General features: G+C 73.7%; 19 protein-coding genes. 16 read left to right on the top strand and 3 right to left on the bottom strand.

Features of this window, described 5'->3' with window-relative positions:
• Positions 1-47 precede the first annotated feature (47 nt).
• Positions 48-236 carry a hypothetical protein gene (locus IEZ06_RS08310; RefSeq protein WP_189236055.1) on the bottom strand — a complete coding sequence of 63 codons (189 nt, stop codon included), beginning with the start codon at positions 234-236 and terminating at the stop codon, positions 48-50.
• Between IEZ06_RS08310 and IEZ06_RS08305 the strand changes: the two genes are divergently transcribed.
• The 3 genes from IEZ06_RS08305 to cutA all read left to right on the top strand — a co-directional run bounded on the left by IEZ06_RS08305 (position 235) and on the right by cutA (position 4,198).
• On the top strand, positions 235-2,616 hold the full coding sequence (locus tag IEZ06_RS08305) for a putative bifunctional diguanylate cyclase/phosphodiesterase (RefSeq protein WP_189236054.1): 2,382 nt from the start codon (positions 235-237) through the stop codon (positions 2,614-2,616). The two genes, IEZ06_RS08310 and IEZ06_RS08305, sit on opposite strands and share 2 nt — an antisense overlap.
• A 177-nt stretch (positions 2,617-2,793) precedes the next feature.
• Positions 2,794-3,804 (top strand): coiled-coil domain-containing protein, encoded by a 1,011-nt coding sequence (locus tag IEZ06_RS08300; protein ID WP_189236053.1) that lies wholly within the window; start codon positions 2,794-2,796, stop codon positions 3,802-3,804.
• Positions 3,805-3,853: 49 nt separating this feature from the next.
• Complete coding sequence (cutA, locus tag IEZ06_RS08295; RefSeq protein ID WP_189236052.1) at positions 3,854-4,198, top strand: divalent-cation tolerance protein CutA; 345 nt, start codon at positions 3,854-3,856, stop codon at positions 4,196-4,198.
• A gap of 54 nt (positions 4,199-4,252) precedes the next feature.
• On the opposite strand, the gene IEZ06_RS08290 is transcribed toward cutA, so the two are convergent.
• Complete coding sequence (locus tag IEZ06_RS08290) at positions 4,253-4,744, bottom strand: MarR family winged helix-turn-helix transcriptional regulator (RefSeq protein ID WP_189236051.1); 492 nt, start codon at positions 4,742-4,744, stop codon at positions 4,253-4,255.
• 112 nt (positions 4,745-4,856) lie between these two features.
• Between IEZ06_RS08290 and IEZ06_RS08285 the strand changes: the two genes are divergently transcribed.
• The 6 genes from IEZ06_RS08285 to IEZ06_RS08260 all read left to right on the top strand — a co-directional run bounded on the left by IEZ06_RS08285 (position 4,857) and on the right by IEZ06_RS08260 (position 11,919).
• A complete protein-coding gene (locus IEZ06_RS08285; RefSeq protein ID WP_189236050.1) occupies positions 4,857-5,708 on the top strand; it encodes an NAD-dependent epimerase/dehydratase family protein in 852 nt (283 codons plus the stop codon).
• 421 nt (positions 5,709-6,129) lie between these two features.
• The gene (locus IEZ06_RS08280) at positions 6,130-8,790 is read left to right on the top strand and encodes a glycoside hydrolase family 3 protein (RefSeq protein WP_189236049.1); all 2,661 of its coding nucleotides are present in this window, start codon (positions 6,130-6,132) and stop codon (positions 8,788-8,790) included.
• A gap of 179 nt (positions 8,791-8,969) precedes the next feature.
• A complete protein-coding gene (locus IEZ06_RS08275; RefSeq protein ID WP_229797882.1) occupies positions 8,970-9,962 on the top strand; it encodes a Ca2+-dependent phosphoinositide-specific phospholipase C in 993 nt (330 codons plus the stop codon).
• A gap of 261 nt (positions 9,963-10,223) precedes the next feature.
• A complete protein-coding gene (locus IEZ06_RS08270) occupies positions 10,224-10,466 on the top strand; it encodes a hypothetical protein (RefSeq protein ID WP_189236048.1) in 243 nt (80 codons plus the stop codon).
• Between the two features lie 188 nt (positions 10,467-10,654).
• Positions 10,655-11,539 (top strand): IclR family transcriptional regulator, encoded by an 885-nt coding sequence (locus IEZ06_RS08265; protein ID WP_203871909.1) that lies wholly within the window; start codon positions 10,655-10,657, stop codon positions 11,537-11,539.
• A gap of 215 nt (positions 11,540-11,754) precedes the next feature.
• On the top strand, positions 11,755-11,919 hold the full coding sequence (locus tag IEZ06_RS08260) for a hypothetical protein (protein WP_189236047.1): 165 nt from the start codon (positions 11,755-11,757) through the stop codon (positions 11,917-11,919).
• A gap of 48 nt (positions 11,920-11,967) precedes the next feature.
• Here IEZ06_RS08260 and IEZ06_RS08255 read toward each other — a convergent pair whose 3' ends face one another.
• Entirely contained in the window at positions 11,968-12,585 is a 618-nt protein-coding gene (locus IEZ06_RS08255) for a flavin reductase family protein (RefSeq protein WP_203871908.1), read from the bottom strand.
• Positions 12,586-13,037: 452 nt separating this feature from the next.
• On the opposite strand from IEZ06_RS08255, the gene IEZ06_RS08250 reads away from it, so the two are divergent.
• From IEZ06_RS08250 to IEZ06_RS08220, 7 genes are all read left to right on the top strand, one after another.
• The gene (locus IEZ06_RS08250; protein WP_229797881.1) at positions 13,038-13,847 is read left to right on the top strand and encodes an alpha/beta fold hydrolase; all 810 of its coding nucleotides are present in this window, start codon (positions 13,038-13,040) and stop codon (positions 13,845-13,847) included.
• Positions 13,844-15,502 carry an FAD-binding protein gene (locus IEZ06_RS08245; protein WP_189236046.1) on the top strand — a complete coding sequence of 553 codons (1,659 nt, stop codon included), beginning with the start codon at positions 13,844-13,846 and terminating at the stop codon, positions 15,500-15,502. The genes IEZ06_RS08250 and IEZ06_RS08245 overlap by 4 nt, the downstream gene beginning before the upstream one ends.
• Positions 15,503-15,522: 20 nt before the next feature.
• Positions 15,523-16,680 (top strand): ferredoxin--NADP reductase, encoded by a 1,158-nt coding sequence (locus IEZ06_RS08240; RefSeq protein ID WP_189236045.1) that lies wholly within the window; start codon positions 15,523-15,525, stop codon positions 16,678-16,680.
• 169 nt (positions 16,681-16,849) lie between these two features.
• Complete coding sequence (locus IEZ06_RS08235) at positions 16,850-17,635, top strand: 2-keto-4-pentenoate hydratase (protein WP_189236044.1); 786 nt, start codon at positions 16,850-16,852, stop codon at positions 17,633-17,635.
• Positions 17,636-17,645: 10 nt separating this feature from the next.
• On the top strand, positions 17,646-18,575 hold the full coding sequence (locus IEZ06_RS08230; protein ID WP_189236043.1) for an acetaldehyde dehydrogenase (acetylating): 930 nt from the start codon (positions 17,646-17,648) through the stop codon (positions 18,573-18,575).
• Positions 18,576-18,709: 134 nt separating this feature from the next.
• Positions 18,710-19,729: a 4-hydroxy-2-oxovalerate aldolase gene (gene dmpG / locus IEZ06_RS08225; protein WP_189236042.1), complete on the top strand. Its 1,020-nt coding sequence runs from the start codon at positions 18,710-18,712 to the stop codon at positions 19,727-19,729.
• An 8-nt stretch (positions 19,730-19,737) separates the two neighbouring features.
• Positions 19,738-20,922 carry an acyl-CoA dehydrogenase family protein gene (locus IEZ06_RS08220; protein WP_189236041.1) on the top strand — a complete coding sequence of 395 codons (1,185 nt, stop codon included), beginning with the start codon at positions 19,738-19,740 and terminating at the stop codon, positions 20,920-20,922.
• Positions 20,923-20,929 lie beyond the last annotated feature (7 nt).

Here is a 20,929-nt window from a genome sequence, read left to right as displayed (position 1 = left end):
GTTCCGGGAGGGCGGGGCGCCGGGAGGGCCGCGCCTTTACCCGATCGTCACCTGCTTCCGGTCAGCTCCGGTGACCGCGCACCGATAGGGGCGTATCCGACCTCACAGAAGGAGAACCGGCAGGCCCGCGCCGCCCGCAGGCCCGCACCCGCCCCGTAACCGCTGCCGACCTCCCTCCCCGCCGTGCCGTCCGGGCGCGCGGGCGGGAGCACCCGGCAGGCCACCAGAGAGATCATGATGCAGAGCCTCTTCGCGGCAGCCCGTACGGGCTCCCGCCTTGCCGGCCACCCGCGCGCCTGGCTGGTATTCCTCGTGCTGGGAGGCCTGGCGGCCGTGACCGTCCCGTTCGCGGCGGGTGCGTCACCGGTCGTGGAGACGCTGTCCTGGGTGCTGCTGCCGGGAGCCTCCGCGCTGGCCGTCCTGGCCGGGATGCGCCGGAACGGGCTGACCGGCTCGCGGCCGTGGCGGCTGATAGGCGCCGGTCTCCTGATCACGCTGCTGGCGAGCGCCCTCGGCTGGGGCGTCGGCTGGGTCTGGCTGAGGAGCCCCCTCCTGCTGGGCGTGTACCAGGCCGGCACGCTCGCCGCCTACGGCCTGGCGCTGGTCGCCCTGGTCATGCTGAGCCTGCGGGCCTCCGGTCCGCGCTGGGCGGCGCTGCTGGACGCCGGCACCATCACCGTCGGCGTGGCCATGCCGCTCTGGACGCTGCTCATCGGCCCGGTCGCCGACCGGGCCGTGCACATCGACACCGACCTGGTCTTCGCGCTGGCGCTGCCGGTCGTCGACCTGTTCATCCTCGGGCTCGTGATCCGCCTGGCCCTGGACAGCGGCCGCGTGCCCGGGCTGAGCCTGCTGGGCGCGTCCTACGCCGCCATGTTCTTCTCCGACGTCGTCTACCTGCTGAACCAGACCTCGAACGAGGTGTACGGCGCCGTCTCCACGGCCTGCTGGCTGGGCTGGGCGGTCCTGACCGGCGCGGCCATGCTGCACCCCAGCATGGCCGCCGCGAACCGGACGCAGGAGCCCGCCCCCTTCACCCGGGCGCGGCTGGCCGCGGTCCTGGCGCTGGCGCTGGCGCTGACGCTGGTCAGCCCGCTGGTCTCCGTCGTGGTCCCGATGGTCACGGGCGCCGGCCCGGCCGCGGGCGCCCACGGCGGCAGCTCGGTCACGCTGCTGACCGTGCTGCTGGCCGTGCTGCTGGTGCTGCGGCTGAGCACCGTCGTGTGCGTGAGCGTGGCCCAGGCGGCGGACCTGCGCGTCGCCCTGCACCGGCAGGACGTCCTGCAGCGCAGCCTGTCCCACCGCGCCTCACACGACCCGCTGACCGGACTCGGTAACCGCACCCTGCTGGGTGAGGCCCTGCACACCGTCATCACCTCGCACGCCGCCGCCCCCGACGCCCCCCATCCGGCGCTGCTCCTGCTGGACCTGGACGCCTTCAAGGACGTCAACGACACCTACGGCCACCCGGTGGGCGACGAGGTGCTCACCGTCGTCGCCCAGCGGCTCCGCGAACTGGTCGCCGGCGAGCGCATCCTGGCCCGGCTCGGCGGCGACGAGTTCGCCATCCTCCTGCCCCGCGCCGAGCCCGGCGAGGCCATGGCCGTGGCCCAGCGGATGCTGGAGACCGTGCGGGCCCCCTACCTGCTCGACGGCCGCGAGCTGTACCTGACCACCAGCATCGGCGTTCTCACCGGCACCGCCGTCGCCACCGCGTCCGACGCCCTGCGCGACGCCGACCTGGCCCTGTACGCGGCCAAGGCCGCGGGCAAGAACCAGATCGTCGTCTTCGACAGCGAGCTGCGCGCCCGGCGCCTGCACCACGCGGAGATCGCCGTCGGGCTGCGCCAGGCGCTGGCCCGGGAGGAGTTCACCCTGGCCTACCAGCCCGTCGTGGACCTGACCTCCGGCACGATCTACGCGGTGGAGGCCCTGCTGCGCTGGACCCCGGCCGGCGGCCGGCCCATCCCGCCGGACGTGTTCATCCCCGTCGCCGAGGACACCGGGCTGATCGTCGAGATCGGCCGGTGGGTCCTGAACCAGGCCTGCGCCGACGCCAAGCGGTGGCACGAGCGGTACGGCATCGCCGTGACGGTCAACGTCTCCGGGCGGCAGCTGCGCGAGCGCGCGTTCCGGGACACGGTGCTGGACGTCCTGGCCCGCTATGCGCTGCCGGAGAACGCGCTGACCCTGGAGGTCACCGAGAGCATGCTGCTGGCCACCACCGCCGCCGAGACCCGCCGCATCGTCGAGCTCCTCGCGGAGCTGCGCGCCCATGGGGTACGCATCGCGCTGGACGACTTCGGCACCGGTTACTCCTCGCTGGCCTACCTGCGCACCCTGCCGGTGGACATCCTCAAGATCGACCGCTCGTTCACCGCCCCGCTCACCGACACCGACCCCCACCAGGCCCGTGCTTTCACCAAGGCCATCGTGGAGCTCTCGGCCAGCCTGGGCCTGTCCACCGTCGTCGAGGGCGTCGAATCCCGCGAGCAGGCCGCGGTGCTGCAGCAGATGGGCTGCCCGCTGGCCCAGGGCTACCTGTTCTCCCAGCCCGCCCCCGCCCGTGCGATCGACGACATGCTCCAGGTGGCCCCCTCGAAGTCCGCGGCCTGACGCCCCGGCCCCGGCCCCGGGCCGGATCGGATCGGATCGGATCGTGCCAGGAGAACGGGATTTCGGTCCGGCAGGTCAGGCGGATGAATCATCCCCTAATATCGTCCATCGGACGAAGAGCGCCCCAACTCGGCATCCCGGCAGCCGGCGCCTCACATCTTCGGCGAGAGGGGGAGCGTGGCGGCGGCACTCCGCGGGGAGCGGTACCGCGATGCGCTCCGGGCCCTGCTCGCCTCGCTCGTCGCGGTGGCCCTGTGCCTGGGCGCGACCTCGGCGGGCCACGCCGCGCCCAAGCCGGGCGCCAAGCAGCTCCGCAAGGAACTGGCCCAGCTGCAGAAGCGGTCGGAGACCCTGATCGCCGAGTACTACGAGGGACGCGTCCAGCTGCAGAAGGTCGAGCGCGTGGAGAGGACGGCCCGCGGCAACCTGGAGCGCGCGCAGCGGAACTTCGACCTGGCCGCGCAGGAGATCCGCCTGCTGGCCGCCGAGCGGTACCGCGCCGGTGGCCTGACGTCGGTGGCGGCGCTGGTGGGCGAGGCCGACGCCACCGCCCTGCTGGACCGCCTGGCCCTTACCAGGCAGGTCGTCGCCGACCAGGACGCCAGGTTGCGGAGTTTCACCGAGGTGCGCGACGCCCACCTGCGGGCCCGCGAGTCGGCGCGGGAGCGCGCCGCCGAGCTCCGTGACGCGCTCAAGGAGCTCGACGACGACAAGAAGCGGGCGGAGGAGTTGATCGAGCAGATCAAGGACAAGATCGACCTGCTCTATCCGACCCCCGGGATCCGCCGGGCCGACGGCACCTGGGTCCCCCAGCTGCCGTCCGGGCCGGACCACATCACCCCCCGGATGCGGCTGGTCCGGCAGCTGATCGCGCAGCGCTTCGGCTCCCGGTTCGGGATCGGCTGCTACCGGGTCGACGGGGGCATCGCCGACGGCGGGGAGCATCCGCTGGGGCGGGCCTGCGACTTCATGCTCAGCAGCGGAGGCGCCATGCCGACGGCGGCCGAGACCCGGCGGGGCAACGAGATCGCCGCCTGGGCGGTCGGGAACGCCCGGCGGCTCGGCATCATGTACGTCATCTTCCGCCAGCGCATCTGGCACGTGCGCACCGGCACCTGGCGGACCATGTCGGACCGCGGCGGCGTCACCGCCAACCACTACGACCACCCGCACATCTCGGTCTACTGAAATAGGGTGGGACCCGGTCGGCGCACCCCTCCCGGATCGGACACCTCGTATGCCTCACGACGCCTCGGACTGCCTCGAAGTGCGCGTCACCGCCGCCGACCGCGCGGAGGCGGAGCGGATCCGCGCGGCGGCGGTGGGGGAGCGGCTGGCCGTCGACGCGCAGCTGCTCGGCCCGATCGAGTCCGTCTACTGGTGGGCGGGAGAGGTCCAGCGAGCCGAAGAATGGCTGCTGCTGATGAAGACCACGGCGGAGCGCTTCGAGGAGCTCGCCCGGCGGGTCCGTGAACTGCACTCCTACGAGGTCCCGCAGATCGTCGCGGTCGCGCTGGCGGCCGGCACCGCCGACTACCTCGGCTGGATCAGGCGCGAGACCTCCCGGTCCCAGGCCGGGTAGCCGGGGCCGGGCGGAGGCCGATGCGCCTTCCCCGGGGCCGCCCGCCCCAGGCCGTCAGGGACCGGTGTCTCCGAGCGAGCCCAGCAGCTTGCGGAGCAGGGCGGCCAGTTCGTCCCGCTCGGCGGGGGTGAGACCGTCGAGCAGGCGGTCCTCGTTGGCGACGTGGCCGTCGACGAGGCCGCCGACCAGGCGGTGGCCGGTCTCGGTGAGCGTGACCAGGACGAGGCGGCGGTTGCCCTCGGCGGTGGCGCGGGTGACCAGCCCCTTGGCGACCAGGCGGTCGATCCGGTTGGTCAGCGCTCCGGAGCTCACCATGGCGGCCCCTGCCAGATCGCCCATGCAGAGGGTCCGGTCGGCGCGGAACAGGGTCGCCAGCACGTCGAACTCCCACGGTTCGAGGCCGTGCTCGTCGAAGTAGGCCCTGACCCCGCGCTCCAGCAGGCGGGAGGCACGTGAGATCCGGCCCACCACGCCCATGGCGGAGGTGTCCAGGCCGGGTCGCACGGCGGCCCACTGGTCGAGGATCCGGTCCACGGCGTCGTTCATCCGGCCATGCTACTCGAAAACTTCGATATCGAACTGTTTGACATCGTCCCGATCGGCGCTTTAACGTTTCGTCGTCGCAAGTTTCGATGTCGAAGATTTTGAGGTGGAGAAGATGAGGGTTCTCGTGCTGGGAGCGACCGGCTACATCGGCTCGGCGGTCGCCGGACGGCTCGTGGAGCACGGCCACGAGGTGGTGGCCGCGGTCCGCCGCAAGGACGGTGGGAGCCGGGCCGTACCCGGAGCCGCGGAGGTCAGGTACGGCGATGTGACCGATCCCGCCTCCCTCGCCGCGGCCGCCGCCGGCGTGGACGCGGTCGTGCACGCCGCCGCCCCGGCGGGGGACGAGGCGGTGGAGACGGCGGCGGCCGACGCCCTGCTGGCCGGCGGGGCGAGGGTCGTCTACACCAGCGGCATCTGGGTGCTCGGCGCCGGCTCCTCGGACGAGGAGAGCCCGCTGAACCCCGTCCCGCTCGTCGCGTTCCGGGCGGCCGTCGAGCGGCGAGTGCTCGCCTCCGGCGGGGTGGTGGTCCGGCCCGGCATCGTGTACGGAGCGGGTGCGGGCATCCCCGCCCTGCTGGTCGCAGAGGCCGCCGGACACGGCCGGGGCCGCTACGTCTCCGCGGACGGCCGGGAGCCCACCTGGCCCACCGTCCACGTCGACGACCTGGCCGACCTGTTCGTCGCCGCGGTGGAGAGCGGCGAACCCGGCACGGTCCTGCACGGGGTGGGGGAGGAGGCGGTGCCGCTGGCGGCCGTCGCGAGGGCCGCCGCGCGGGCCGCGGGCCTCGGCGGTGTCGAGGCGGAGGCCTGGCCGGTGGAAGAGGCGGCCCGGACCCTGAACCCGGCCTTCGCCGAGGCGCTCGCCCTCGGCCAGACGGTGAGCGCGGCCCGGACCCGCCGGGCGCTCGGCTGGACCCCGAAGCGGCCGGGCCTCGTCGCCGAGCTCGCGGCCGGCTCCTACTGAGGCCGGTTCCTGCTGAGGCCGGTTCCTGCTGAGGCCGGTTCCTGCTGAGGCCGGTTCCTGCTGAGGCCGGTTCCTGCTGAGGCCGACGGGCCGCGTAACGGCCGCCGGAAGCCCGGCCGGGGGAGCCGGGTGGCCGGCCTTCGGAGGATCCGCCTCCGTGCTCCCTTCCTGGCCTCCAACGCCGGGGCGGCCGCGCGCGGCTCGGCGACGGGCTCTCCGTCCAAGGCTGCGGCCAGGCGGGCGGAACGTTCTGGGAACGGTTCCCAGGGCCACCGCATCTGGTCACAGAGCACGGATCTATTTCAGAGAGCGCTCTCAGGAAACTATTGACGGGACCGGCCTCACGGCGTCAGGATCTGCGCAGTGCGGATCACGGGGGAACCGCCACGCCCTTTCGCAGCGCCTCGAGAACGGACCCTCGATGACCACACCTTCCGCCCGACCGGGCGCCAGGAGGAGCAGGCTCGCCGTGCTGGCGGGCCTCGCGGTCCTGGCCTCCGGAGTCACCGGGATGCCGAGCGCGGGCGCCGAGTCCGCGGGCGGCCGACAGCCGGTGATCGGAAAGCCCTCTCTCGACTTCCGCGGTTGCGCCCGCATCGAGAAGAGCCTGCCCAAGCTCTTCGACTGGCCCAGGATCGACAGCAGGATCAAGCGGAACCCGCTGGACGAGAGGCGGATCGCGAAGATCGTCTCCGGTATGACCCTGGCCGAGAAGGTCGGCCAGATGACCCAGCCGGAGATCGCGGCGATCACCCCGGAGGAGGTCAAGCAGTACGCCATCGGCTCGGTGCTCAACGGCGGCGGCTCCTGGCCCGGCCGCGACAAGCACGCCGCGCCGAAGGCCTGGCTCGACCTCGCGGACGCCTACTGGGACGCCTCCGTGGCCACCCGGACGAAGATCCCCGTCATCTGGGGCATCGACGCCGTCCACGGCAACAACAACGTCTACGGTGCGACGATCTTCCCGCACAACGTCGGCCTGGGCGCCGCGCAGGACCCGTGCCTCATCCGCGACATCGGCGCGGCGACGGCCAGGCAGATCCGCGCCACCGGCCAGGACTGGGCCTTCGCCCCCACGCTCGCCGTCGTCCGCGACGACCGGTGGGGCCGCACCTACGAGGGCTTCTCCGAGGACCCCCGGATCGTCCGCGCCTACGGCTACGAGGCCGTCAAGGGCCTGCAGGGCAGCCATCCGCTCCGCATCGGCTCCAGCGGCGTCATCGCCACCGCCAAGCACTTCATCGGCGACGGCGGCACCGTCAAGGGCGTCGACCAGGGGGTCAACCCCTCGTCCGAGGCCGAGATGATCAACATGCACGGCCAGGGCTACTACGGCGCGCTCGCGGCCGGCTCCCAGACCGTGATGGTCTCGTTCAACAGCTGGACGAACGAGGAGCTCGGCGTCAACGAGGGCAAGCTGCACGGCAGCAAGCGCGCGCTGAGCGACATCCTCAAGGGGAAGATGGGCTTCGACGGCGTCGTCGTCTCCGACTGGAACGGCATCGGCCAGGTCGCCGGGTGCACCAACGCCAGCTGCCCCCAGGCGATCAACGCGGGCATCGACGTCGTCATGGTCCCCAACGACTGGAAGGCGTTCATCGCCAACACGATCGCCCAGGTCGAGAGCGGCGAGATCCCGATGGCCCGCATCGACGACGCGGTCACCCGCATCCTGCGGGTGAAGCTGCGCGCCGGCGTGCTCGACGGCCGTAAGCCCTCCAAGCGCGCCTACGCCGGCTCGGCCGGCGCGCTGGAGGACCGGCGGCTGGCCCGGGAGGCCGTGCGCAAGTCGCAGGTCCTGCTGAAGAACAACGGCAGGGTGCTCCCGCTGGCCAGGAACTCCAAGGTCCTCGTGGTCGGCAAGAGCGCCGACAGCCTGCAGAACCAGACCGGCGGCTGGAGCCTCACCTGGCAGGGCACCGGCAACACCAACGCCGACTTCCCGAACGGCACCACGATCCTCGGCGGCCTGAAGGAGGCGCTGGGCGAGGCGAACGTCACGTTCAGCGAGACGGCCGACGGCGTCGACCCCGCGGCCTTCGACGCGGTCGTCGCGGTGATCGGCGAGACGCCGTACGCCGAGGGCGTCGGCGACCTCGCGCGGCGCTCGCTGGAGGCCGCCAAGATCTACCCCGGTGACCTCGCCGTGCTCGACAAGGTCAAGGGCAAGGGCGCCCCGGTGGTCACCGTCTACGTCACCGGCCGCCCGCTCTGGGTCAACAAGGAGCTCAACCGCTCCGACGCCTTCGTCGTCGCATGGCTGCCGGGCACCGAGGGCGGCGGCGTCGCCGACCTGCTGGTCCGGGGCCGCCATCACCAGGGCTACACCGGCAGGCTGCCGTACTCCTGGCCGAAGACCGCCTGCCAGACGCCGCTCAACGCCGGCGACGAGGGGTACGACCCGCTCTTCCCGCTCGGGTACGGCCTGCGCTCCGGCCAGGCGAGCTCCATCGGCGCCCTCGACGAGACCGCGCCGGAGTTCGGCTGCGGCTCCACGGGCGGCGGCGGTGAGGCGAGCGAGGACCTGGAGATCTTCAACCGGACCGACGTCGCACCGTACAAGAGCTTCATCGGCTCGGCGGAGAACTGGGGCGGCACCGAGATCGGCCCCGACGGCCAGGCGGCGCACGCCGAGATCAACGTCGTGCAGTCCGACGTCAACGTGCAGCAGGACGGCCTGAAGGCGACCTGGACCGGGACCGGCCCCGCGCAGGTCTACCTGCAGAACCCGGCGGGCGGCACCGACCTGCGCGGCTACCTCAACTCCGACGCCGCGCTGGTCTTCGACACGGTCGTGCACCAGGCGCCGGCCGCCAGGACCGTCATCAGCACCCACTGCGTCTACCCGTGCATGGCGGAGGTCGTGGCGACCTCCCTCTTCGCGGGGCTGCCCGTCGGGACGAAGTCGACGGTCAAGATCCCCGTCTCCTGCTTCGCGGCGGGGGGCCTCGACCTGGAGAACGTCAACACGCCCTTCCTCGTCTACACCGAGGGCGCCTTCTCCGCGTCGTTCGCCAACGTCCGCTGGGTCCCGAAGGCGGCCGCGGACCCGGACGCGAGGAAATGCTCGGACCTGAGCTGACCGATCCGGAGGCCCTGACCTGAGCCATGCCGGGCCCGGAAACCCGGGCCCGGCATGACGCGGCCTGCCCGTCGCGCCGCGGGAACGGGTCTTGCGGAGCGCGCGGATCCTGGTCAAGATCGGCCTGACACGTCCGACGGCGCCGCGGGGACCGCCTTCCGACCCTCCCGGAGGCATCCGTGCGTTTCCCCTCCCGCATCGCCGTCACCGCCGCCCTGACCGCCTCGATGGTCGCGGCCGTCTGCGGCGGTCCCGCCCGCGCGGACGAGCCCGCCCTGACGGACCTGACCTTCGGCGGGGTGCACAACGCCTACGAGAGGGCGGCCTACCCCTACCTGGTCGACGCGCTCGACGCCGGGAACCGGATGATCGAGATCGATCTGTGGACCTTCTTCGGCCAGTGGACCGTCAGCCACTCCAACCCCTTCTGGAGCGACAACAACTGCGAGCGGGGCGCGACGGCCGGCGAGCTGCGCGACTCGGCGCGCAACCAGCAGTTCACGCACTGCCTGGACAACGTCAGAGCCTGGCACGAGGCGAACCCGGGGCACGAGCTCCTGGTCGTCAAACTGGAGATGAAGGACGGGTTCCACGACAACCGGGGCCGGGGGCCCGACGAGCTCGACGCCGTCCTGCGGGAGCGCTTCGGCGACGCGATGCTCACCCCGGCGGACCTGATGGGCGGCCACGCCACCCCGGACGACGCCGCGCGCGCCGGGGCCTGGCCCGCCGACCACCGCGGCAGGATCCTGGTCTACGTGATCCGGGGCACCGCGGAGAACGACAGCCTGCCCACCGAGGTGGAGTACGCCCGGCACCTGCGGGACCACCCCGCCGACGCCCAGGTCTTCCCGGTCCCCAGGGGAGGGTACGGCGCCACCGACCCGCGCCAGGGGTACGAGGAGTCCCTGCGCCCCTGGTTCGTCGTCTTCGACGGCGGCGCGGCCTCCTTCGCCGGGCTGTCCGCCGAACGGCGGGCGTTCTACGGCGACTACTTCACCGCGGTCACCTCCGCCCACGAGGTCGCGCCCGCGCTGGACCCGGTGGACCCGCCCGCCGACCAGGCGCTGGCCAGGACCCGGACGCTGGGCTGCCTGGGGGCGACCGTCGTGTCCAGCGACTGGCGCGACGTCCCCGGCTGGCAGGGACCGCACGCCCGCACCGGGTGCTGACGGGGGGTCTACGGCCGCGGCGGGGCCGCGGGCGATCGGCGGGGCGGCCGTACGGGATCCCGCGGTGTGCCCCTTGGAGAAGTACGGGCCGTCCGGGAGAGGGCGGTCATCGACCGCACGGCGGCGGAACTGAGGACTTCCCGGCGGCGGCAACCGTTCCGCACCCCACGCGCACTCCGGCCGCCACTCCCGGCGGGCCTACTGGAGGAAGAGGGCCGGACGGCCCGTACTTCTCCAAGGGGCACACAGGGGATCACCGTCATGACCTTCATCGCCACTCTCGCCATCGTCCTCCGCGTCCTGGGCAACACCCTCGTCCTGCCGCTGGCCGCCTGGGCGATCCTGGCCGCGTGCGGCCCGGTGCACGCGAGCGCGGAGGTCTGCAACGCGGCCGACACGCTGAGCCGGGTGGAGCGGACGGCCGGGATGACCGCGGACGACCTGCTCCAGGTCGCGGAGAAGCAGCTCACCGACAAGCCCCGGACCGGCAAGCCCCGCCGGTGAGCGCCACCGGTGAGCGCCACCGTGCCCCCGCGCGGCGGCGGCGGCCGGGCGGAGTCCCGCTCGCCGCGTCCTGCGCACCGGAGCGCGTACGCCGAGGAGATCCGGCCGGTCATGGATCTTCCACGCCCGCTGTCCCGTTGCTACATTCCGAGATGAGAATTCATTTCAGTTTTGGACCGGAGGGCTCGATGACCGCTCTCACCCCCGAGCCGGAGCCGACGGCGCCCGCCCGGCGCGACCTGCCGCCGTCGATGGTCGAGCGGATGACCCTGATCATGGACGCGTTCACCGGCCGCTCCACCCGGCTGACCCTGGAGGACGTGGCCCGCCGCACGCACCTGCCGCGCTCGACGGCGCACCGGATCCTCGACCAGCTGGTCCGCCTCGGCTGGATCGAGCACACCTCCTTCGGTTACGGCCTGGGGCCGCGCGCTCTCGGGCTCGGCGGCGGCGACGGCCACGGCGAGGTCCGGGAGGCGGCCGCGCCGCTCCTGCACGACCTGCAGCTCAGGACCGGTCTCGTGGTCCACCTGGCGGTCCTCGACGGGGCGGAGGTCTTCTACCTCGACAAGGTCGGCGGGCGGTTCGCCGCCTCGGTCCCCTCCCGGGTCGGCGGCCGGGCCCCGGCCCACTCGACCGCGCTGGGCAAGGCGATGCTGGCCTGGCTCGAACCCGAGGAGGTCGACGCCCGGATCGGCGCCATCGGCCGGCTGACCGGCCGCACCATCGGCGAGATCGGCATCCTGCACCAGGAGCTGAACCGGGTACGGCAGCGCCGGGGGCTGGCGTTCGAACGGGGGGAGTGCTTCCCCGACATCGCCTGCGCGGCCGCGGCGATCCGCGGCCCCGAGGGGCCGGTGGCGGCGATCTCCCTGGTGGGGGACGCGCGGACGCCGCTGGAGAAGGTCGCCCCGCTGGTGGCCTGCGCCGCACGGCAGGCCTCGGAGGCGCTCTTCCCGGACGCGGAGACCCCTCGGCGGGCCCGGCTGATGGCGGTGGTCCCGGACCGGACGTGGTCCGCGGAGACCATGAACCGGCTCCTGGCCACCGGCCAGGACGGCGACTGGCTCTGACGTCGCGGCGGACGGGGAGACGACAGGGAGCCGGTCGAAGCGGCCGGTCCTCTCCTGCGGATCCGCGCGCCGGGTCGCGCTCCACCGACCCGTGATCGTTGGTAATGCCTCGATGTGGTGAACCGAAAATGAAGATCAACCCAGGCGGACGGGGAGGCTCGCAGGGCAGGGCGGGGTGAGACCCGAAGGGAGAAGCCATGCAGGAACGGAGACCGGTGACCTTGCTGGGCGGACCGCTGGATGGACTGACGTTCTTGTCGGCCGGGACCGAGAAGGCCGGCACCGCGTGCGTGATCCTCTTCAAGGATCAGCAGGTGCTGTACGAACCCTTTCCCGATGATGAATCGGGCGTCTGGCTCTACGGCGGAGTCATCGGCTGACCCGGCGCGGGGCGGCGCCGGCCGCCGACCGGCGCCGCCCCGTCCGGCTCAGCCCCAGCGGTCGCCCCACCCCCACAGGACCGGCGCGCCCGCCGCCTCCGCGGCCCGCGCCTGCGGCTCCCGGGCGTCGACGCCGAACCGCCCCCGGAAGAAGATCAGCGGACGCTGCCCGGTGCCCGCCTCGACCTCCAGGACCCGGCCGATCACCACGTCGTGGTCGCCGGCGGCGTGCACGTCGGACACCTCGGCGTGCACCCGCAGCAGCACACCGCGCAGGGCCGGGGTGCCCCACCGGGACAGGTCCCAGTCGAGCCCGTCGTACTTCCGGCCCGTGCCGGAGCCGAACCGGCCGCACAGATCGACCTGGTCCTCGCCCAGCACGTTCACGCAGAACCGCCCGGAGTCACGGATCCTCGGCCAGGTGCGGCCGCCGCGGCCGGCGCAGAACAGCACGAGCGGCGGTTCGAGCGAGACCGAGGCGAACGCCTGGCAGGCGAAGCCCACCGCCTCGCCGCCGTCGACCCCGGTGACCACGGTGACCCCGGTGGCGAACGCCCCCATCGCGCGCCGCATCTCCAGCGGGGTGGGCGGAGCGGCGCCGTCGGCGGCGGTCGCGCCGGCCGGGTCGCCGACGCCTGCCGTGAGCGCCGCGGGCTCGGCTGTCATGGCTCACCTCACGTGTCCCGGTACGGCGGGCGGCCGTACCGGAAGAACGTAGGCCGCGCGGCGCCGTACCCGCGCGGGGCGGTCCCGTTGAGCGGAAGGCTCCGGGGCCCCGGCCGACGCGGTGCCGGGCCCCCGGCCGCGGCGGCGGTCCCGGCCAGCGGGACCGCCGCCGCTACCGGTCGGCGGCCCCGGTTACGTTCCTGCGAGGCCGGTGCTCCCGCCGGCCGTTCCCGGCGACCGAGGCGGATGGACCGAGGCGGATGATGAGCACGGAGCCGAGTCACGGACCGATCCACGGGCAGAGTCACGGACCGGGACATGAGCCGATCCACGGGCCGGGTCACGGGTCGGGACATGAGCCGATCCACGGGCCGGGTCACGGGTCGGATCAGGGGCCGGGTCACGGGCTGAGCCATGAGTCGACGCTGCGCGAACTCGCGACCGGCGAGGGCGTGCTGCGCTACCACGAGGCCGGCGACGGCCCGCCCCTGCTGCTGCTGCACGGGTCCGGTCCCGGCGTCACCGGCTGGCGGAACTACCGCGGCAACCTGGCCGCCCTCGCCGGGCGCTTCCGCTGCCTGGTGCTGGAGTTCCCCGGCTTCGGCGTCAGCGAGCCCACCGGCGCCCACCCCATGGCCGCCGCGCCCGGCGCGGCGCTGCGCCTCCTCGACGGGCTCGGGATCGAGCGGGCCGACATGATCGGCAACTCCATGGGCGGGATCGTGGGCGCCCAGGTGGCGATCTCCGACCCCGCCCGCGTGCGCCGCCTGGTCACCATCGGCGGGCTGGGCGTGAACCTGTTCAGCCCCGGACCCGGCGAGGGCATCCGGCTGCTCACGGAGTTCGTCGAGCACCCCACCCGCGAGACGCTCGTGCGCTGGCTGCACTCCATGGTCTACGACCCGGCCCTGGTCACCGAGGAGATGGTCGAGGAGCGCTGGGCGCAGGCCACCGACCCGGACACGCTCGCCGCCTCCCGCCGGATGTACGGCCGCGCCGCGCTCGCCGCCCGTGCCGCCGCCGCACGGTCGGACGCCCCGCCGTACTGGGCGACGCTGCACCGGCTCAGGGCCCCGACGCTGATCACCTGGGGCCGCGACGACCGGGTCAGCCCCCTCGACATGGCGTTGGTGCCGATGCGGGTGATTCCCCGCGCCGAGCTGCACGTCTTCCCGGACTGCGGGCACTGGGTGATGATCGAGCAGCGGGCGGCCTGGGAGAGCGCCGTGCTGGCCTTCCTGACCCGCGAGGAGGCCGCATGAGCGGACAGGAGTGGGACGCCGAGTTCGACCTCGTCGTCGTCGGCAGCGGAGGCGGCGGGATGACGGCCGCGCTCACCGCCGCCGCCGAGGGTCTGGAGCCCCTGATCGTCGAGAAGGGCTCGCGGTACGGCGGCAGCACCGCCATCTCCGGTGGCGGCATCTGGATCCCCGGCAACCCCGTACTGCGCGCCAGCGGGCAGCACGAGAGCCGCGAGGCCGTCCGCCGCTACCTCGACCTGCTCACCGCCGGGCGGGTGCCCGCCGCGCGGCTCGACGCCTACGTCGACCACGGCCCGGCCGCGATGGAGCTGCTCTGCCGGAGCAGGTGGATGCGCTTCTCCTGGACCAAGGGGTACGCCGACTACCATCCCGAGCTGGAGGGGGGCCGCGCGCTGGGCCGGTCCATCGAGGCGCTGCCGTTCGACACCCGCAGACTGGGGCCCGACGAGAGGCACCAGCGCCCCAACAGCCTGAAGGGCCCGCTGGGCCTGTGGATCACCGCGAAGGACTACCACGACCTGGCGATGGCCAGACGCACCTGGCGCGGGCGGCGCGCCACGCTCGTGGCCGCCTGGCGGGTCGCCTCCAACCTGGTCCGCCGCCGCCACATGGCGACCGGCGGGCGCGCGCTCGTCGCGCGGCTGCGCATGGCGCTCAAGGACGCCGGGGTCCCGCTCTGGCTGAAGACGTCCATGACCGACCTCGTCGTCGACGGGCACGGCGCCGTCACCGGCGTCGTCGTCGAACGCGAGGGCCGCACCCTGCGGCTGCGCGGCCGGTACGGCGTGCTGCTGGCCACCGGCGGCTTCGACCACAACCCCGCACTGCGCGCGAAGTACCTGCCGGAGGGCGGCCGGGCCGACTTCAGCATGGGCGCCCGGGAGAACACCGGCGACGGCATCCTGGCGGGGGAGCGGGCCGGCGCCGCGCTCGACCTGATGGACGACGCCTGGTGGATGCCGGCGGTCCGGCACCCCGCGGGCGCGGCCATCCCGCTGGTCTCCGAACGCTGCATCCCGCGGTCGATCATCGTCGCGGCGGACGGGCGGAGGTTCGCCAACGAGTCCGCGCCGTACGTGAACTTCGTCCACGACCAGCTCTCGGGCGGCCACGTCCCGGCGTGGTTCGTGATGGACGCCAGGGCCCGCGCCCGCTACCCGTTCGCGCAGATCCTGCCCGGCGCGCCGATCCCGCAGGCGTTCTACGACGCGGGCGTGGTGCACCGGGCCGGCACGATCGCCGAGCTGGCCAGGCGGATCGGCGTGCCCCCGGACACCCTGGCCGAGACCGTCGAGCGCTTCAACGGCTTCGCCCGCGAGGGCAGGGACGCCGACTTCGGGCGGGGGGAGAGCGCCCACGACCGCTACTACGGCGACCCCACGCTGAAGAACCCGAACCTCGACGTGATCGACCGCCCGCCGTACTACGCGGTCCGCATCGAGGCCGGCGACCTCGGCACCAAGGGCGGCCTGGTCTGCGACGAGCACAGCCGGGTGCTGCGCGCGGACGGGTCGGTGATCGAGGGCCTGTACGCCACCGGAAACGTCTCGGCCTCGGTGATGGGCAACGAGTACGCCGGTCCCGGCGCCACGATCGGCCCCTCGATCGTCTTCGGGTACGTCGCGGCCGGGCACGCCGCACGACGGGCCCGCTGAGACCTCGGAGGGAGACGACCATGGCGCAGCCCGGACCGCTCAGGGTGCGCGTCGTCGAGGTCGTCCGCGAGACCGCGGACGCGCACTCACTGGTGCTCGAACCCGCCGACGGCGACCGCGGCCGGTTCGGCTACCGGCCCGGGCAGTTCCTCACGGTCCGGATTCCCGGCGGCCGTGAGGGGGGCGCGGCCCGCTGCTACTCGCTGTCCAGTTCCCCGGCCTGCGACGAGAAGCTCAAGGTGACCGTCAAACGGGTTCCTGGAGGCCATGGGTCGAACTGGATCTGCGACCACGTCACCGAGGGCGACGTCCTGGAGGTGCTGCGGCCCTCCGGCGCCTTCACCCCCCGCACGCTCGACGGCGACCTCCTGCTGCTGGCGGCCGGGAGCGGCATCACGCCGGTCATGTCGATCCTCAAGTCCTGCCTGCACGCCGGGACCGGGTCGGCCGTCCTCGTCTACGCCAACCGGGACGAGAAGTCGGTGATCTTCCGGGACGAACTGGCCGCGCTGGCCCGGGAGCACGCCGACCGGCTGGCCGTACTGCACTGGCTGGAGTCGGTGCAGGGCCTGCCCACCGCGGCGGGGCTGGCGGCGGTGGCGGGGCCGTACGCCGGGCGGGAGGCGTTCGTCTGCGGTCCCGGGCCGTTCATGGACCTCGCGGTCGAGGCCCTCACCGGCCTCGGCGTGCCGCCCGAGCGGGTGCGCACCGAGCGCTTCACCTCACTGACCGCCGACCCGTTCACCGCCCGGCCCGCGTCCGGCGCCCTCGCACCCGATGTTCCTGCGCCCGCTGCCCCCGTGTCCGACGCCCCCGTGTCCGGCCTCACCGAGGCTTCCTCCCCGGCCGCCGTGCCCGCTCCCGGGTCCGCCGGTCCCACCGGACCGGCCCGCACGGCGGAGGCCGCGGACGTCGAGGTCGAACTGGACGGCCGGACGCGGACCGTGGCCTGGCCCCGCGGCGCGCGCCTGCTCGACGTGCTCCTCGACGCGGGGCTGGACGCGCCGTACTCCTGCCGCGAGGGGTCCTGCAGCGCCTGCGCCTGCGTGCTCGTCGAGGGCGAGGTCGCGATGGAGCGCAACCAGGTCCTCGACGACCGCGACCTGGCCGACGGACTCATCCTCGCCTGCCAGGCGCTCCCGGTCAGCGAGCGGCTCAGGATCACCTACGACGCCTGACCGGCCGGGGTGCCTCCGGAGCCTCCCACTGAGCGGGAGGAGACCGGCGCGGACGGCGCGCCGCTGAGACCTTTGACCCGGACGGGAGGGACCGGGACGGGGACGCCCCGGCCGGCCCGGGGCGCCGCCGGTCCGGGAGCGGCGCGAACCCCGGCGACAGGAGGCCGCGATGCTGGATCCGGCGGAACGCGCGTCCGCGGCCGCCCTGCTGCGGGCGGCGCAGCGGGACCGGGCGCCGATCGAGCCGCTGACCGTCTCCTTCCCCGGCATCGACGTCGTCGACGCCTACGAGATCCAGCTGCTCAACATCCGCCGCAGGCTCGCCGGCGGGGCCCGGGTGCGCGGGCACAAGGTGGGCCTGTCGTCCGAGGTCATGCAGCGGATGATGGGCGTCGGCGAACCCGACTACGGCCACCTGCTCGACGACATGGTGCTCGCCGAGGACGCCCCGATCCCGGCGGGGGCGTACTGCCACCCGCGCGTCGAGGTCGAGATCGGCTACGTGCTCGGCGCGGGCCTGCCCGGCGAGGGCTGCACCGAGGCCGACGTGCTCGCCGCCACCGAGTACATCGTGCCGAGCATCGAGCTGATCGACAGCCGCATCAGGGACTGGCGGATCGGGCTGGCCGACACGGTCGCCGACAACGCCTCCTCGGCGGGGGTCGTCCTGGGCGCCGCCCGCGTGCGCCCCGGCGAGCTGGACCCGGCCGGGATCGGGGCGGTGCTGTACCGCGGGGGCACCGAGGTCGCGCGCGGCGACACCTCGGCCGTCCTGGGGAACCCCACCACCGCCGTGGCCTGGCTGGCCGGGAAGGTCGCCTCCTTCGGGGTGAAACTCGAAGCCGGGCACCTGGTCCTGCCCGGCTCCTGCACCCGGGCCGTGGACGTACGCCCCGGCGACGTCTTCCGCGCCGAGTTCGCCGGGCTCGGCTCCGTGACCGCTCGATTCGAATGAGGGTGAGACCTTGAGCAAGGCGACCGCCGCGATCGTCGGATCGGGGAACATCGGGACCGACCTGATGTACAAGCTGCTCCGCTCCGAGTCGATCGAGCCCCGCTGGATGATCGGGATCGACCCCGCCAGCCCCGGCCTGAAACGGGCCGCGGACGAAGGGCTGGAGGCCTCCGCCGAGGGCGTCGACCGGCTGCTCTCCGGGCGGGAGCGGCCCGACCTCGTCTTCGAGGCCACCTCCGCCCGCGTGCACCGGGACAACGCCCCCAGGTACGAGGCGCTCGGCATCCGGGCCGTGGACCTGACCCCCGCCGCGCTCGGGCCCGCCGTCGTGCCCGCGGTCAACCTCGGCGCCCACCTGGACGCGCCCAACGTCAGCCTGATCACCTGCGGGGGACAGGCCACCATCCCGATCGTGCACGCCGTCTCCCGGGTGACCGAGGTGGCCTACGCCGAGATCGTCGCCAGCGTCGCCTCCCCGTCGGCCGGTCCGGGGACGCGGGCGAACATCGACGAGTTCACGATCGCCACCCGCCACGGCATCGAGCGGATCGGCGGCGCCGCGCGCGGCAAGGCGATCATCATCCTCAACCCCGCCGAGCCGCCGATGATCATGAGGGACACGGTGTTCTGCGCGATCCCGGCCGACGCCGACCGCGAGGCGGTCGCCGCCTCGATCAAGGAGGTCGTCGCCGACGTGGCGTCCTACGTGCCCGGCTACCGGCTGCGCGCCGCACCCCAGTTCGACGATCTCGCGCCGGTGAGCGGCGGGCTCGCGCCGGTGGGCGGCGGGCTCGCCCGGGTCGCGGTCTTCCTGGAGGTCGAGGGCGCCGGCGACTACCTCCCGCCGTACTCCGGCAACCTCGACATCATGACCGCCGCCGCCACCCGGGTCGGCGAGGGCTTCGCTCGGCGCGTCCTCGCCCGGCGGGCCCCCGCCTGAGCCACCGCTCCCGCCCGCCTCCACCGCTCCCGCCTGAGCCGCCGCTCCCGTCCGTTCCCGCCGCATCCGCCCGACCCCGAGGGCCCGCCGCCCCGGAACCCGCGCGACTCCGTCCCAGCCAAGGAGACCCGCCCATGCCCTACAGCGCCGACCTCGACGTCCGCGTCACCGACTCGTCGCTGCGCGACGGCTCGCACGCCAAGCAGCACCGGTTCACCGTCGCGGACGTCCGCTCCGTCGTCGGCGCCCTCGACGCCGCCGGGGTGCCGGTCATCGAGGTCTCCCACGGCGACGGCCTCGGCGGCTCGTCGTTCAACTACGGGTTCAGCCGCACCCCCGAGCAGGAGCTGATCGGGGCCGCCGTCGGGGCCGCGCGGCGGGCGAGGATCGCCTTCCTGATGCTGCCCGGCCTCGGCGTCCTGGACGACATCCGGGAGGCCGCCGGGAACGGCGCCGCCGTCTGCCGGATCGCCACCCACTGCACCGAGGCCGACATCTCCGTCCAGCACTTCGGCCTGGCCCGGGACCTGGGCCTGGAGACCGTCGGCTTCCTGATGATGGCGCACAGCCGCCCGCCGGAGGCCCTCGCGAAGCAGGCGAGGATCATGGCCGACGCCGGCTGCCAGTGCGTGTACGTCGTCGACTCCGCCGGCGCGCTGATCCTGGAGCAGACCGGCGACCGGGTCGCCGCCCTGGTGGCCGAGCTCGGCTCCGACGCCCAGGTCGGCTTCCACGGCCACGAGAACCTCGGGCTCGGCGTCGCCAACTCCGTCATCGCCGTCCGGTCCGGAGCCGTCCAGATCGACGGCTCGACGCGCCGCTTCGGCGCGGGGGCGGGCAACACCCCCGTCGAGGCGTTCGCCGCCGTCGCCGAGAAGCTGGGCATCCGGACCGGCATCGACGTCCCGAAGATCATCGACGCCGCGGAGGACGTCGTCCGCCCGGTCATGGACGGCGAGTGCCTGCTCGACCGGCTCTCGCTCACCATGGGCTACGCCGGCGTCTACTCCAGCTTCCTCAAGCACGCCGACCGGCAGGCCGCCAGGTACGGGGTCTCCGGCACCGAGATCCTCCTGGAGGCGGGGCGCCGCAACCTCGTCGGCGGCCAGGAGGACCAGCTCATCGAGATCGCCGTCGCCCTCGCGGAGAAGTGAGGACCGCAATGACCGACCACGTGCTCGACGCCATCACGGAGCGCGCCGAGGAGATCGCCGCCCTCGGCGCCTCCAGCGAGGCCCTCGGCAGGCTGGACGACCAGGCGGCCAAGGCGCTGCGGGACGCCGGCGTGATCCGCATGCTCCAGCCGGCCGCGTACGGCGGCTTGGAGTCCCACCCCAGGGAGTTCGCCGAGACGGTGATGGGCGTCGCCGCGCTCGACGGCTCGACCGGCTGGGTGGCGGGGATCGTCGGGGTGCACCCGTGGGAGATGGCCTTCGCCGACCCCCGGGTGCAGGAGGAGGTCTGGGGGGAGGACCGGGACACCTGGATCGCCTCGCCGTACGCGCCGATGGGCGTCGCCCGGCCGGTCGACGGCGGCTACGTCCTCAACGGCCGCTGGCAGTTCTCCTCCGGCACCGACCACTGCGACTGGATCTTCCTGGGCGGGCTGCTCGGCGACGCCGGGGGCAGGCCGGTCCAGCCGCCCGTCTCGCTCCACCTGATCCTGCCGCGCGCGGACTACGAGATCGTGCCGGACTCCTGGGACGTGGTCGGCCTGCGCGGCACCGGGAGCAAGGATGTCGTCGTCGCGGGCGCGTTCGTCCCGGACTACCGGGTCATCCCGTTCTCCAAGGTCATCGACGGGAGCGCGCCCAGGGAGGCCGGGCTGACCAGCCCGACCTACCACGTCCCGTTCTCCTGCGCGTTCCCGCTCGGCATCACCGCCGCCGTCGTCGGCATCGCCGAGGGCGCCCTCGCCCACCACCTCGCCTACCAGCGGGGCCGGGTGCAGATCACCGGTACGAAGGTCCGGGACGACCCGTACGTGCTCTACGCGATCAGCGAGGCGGCCGGGGAGATCGCGGCCTCCCGGTGCGCGCTGCTCGACAACGTGTCGCGGATGTACGACGCCGTCGCCGCCGGGCGGGAGGTCTCCTTCGCCGAGCGCGCGGCCGGCCGGCGGATCCAGGTCCAGGCGGCCTGGCGCGCCGTACGCGCGGTCGACGAGATCATGGCCCGCTCCGGAGGCAACGCGATGCGCGCGGACAACCCCGTCCAGCGCTTCTGGCGCGACGCGCACATGGGCCTGGCCCACGCCATCCACGTCCCCGGCGCGGTCTTCCACGCCGCCGCCCTGACCGACCTGGGCGTCGAGCCCCCGCCGGGCCCGCTGCGCTCGATGATCTAGTACCCCC

It is taken from the genome of Planomonospora antibiotica, from assembly GCF_014647955.1.
GTDB lineage: Bacteria > Actinomycetota > Actinomycetes > Streptosporangiales > Streptosporangiaceae > Planomonospora > Planomonospora parontospora.
Note: the sequence above shows the minus strand (reverse complement) of the source record. Positions and strands in the feature narration are given on the sequence as shown.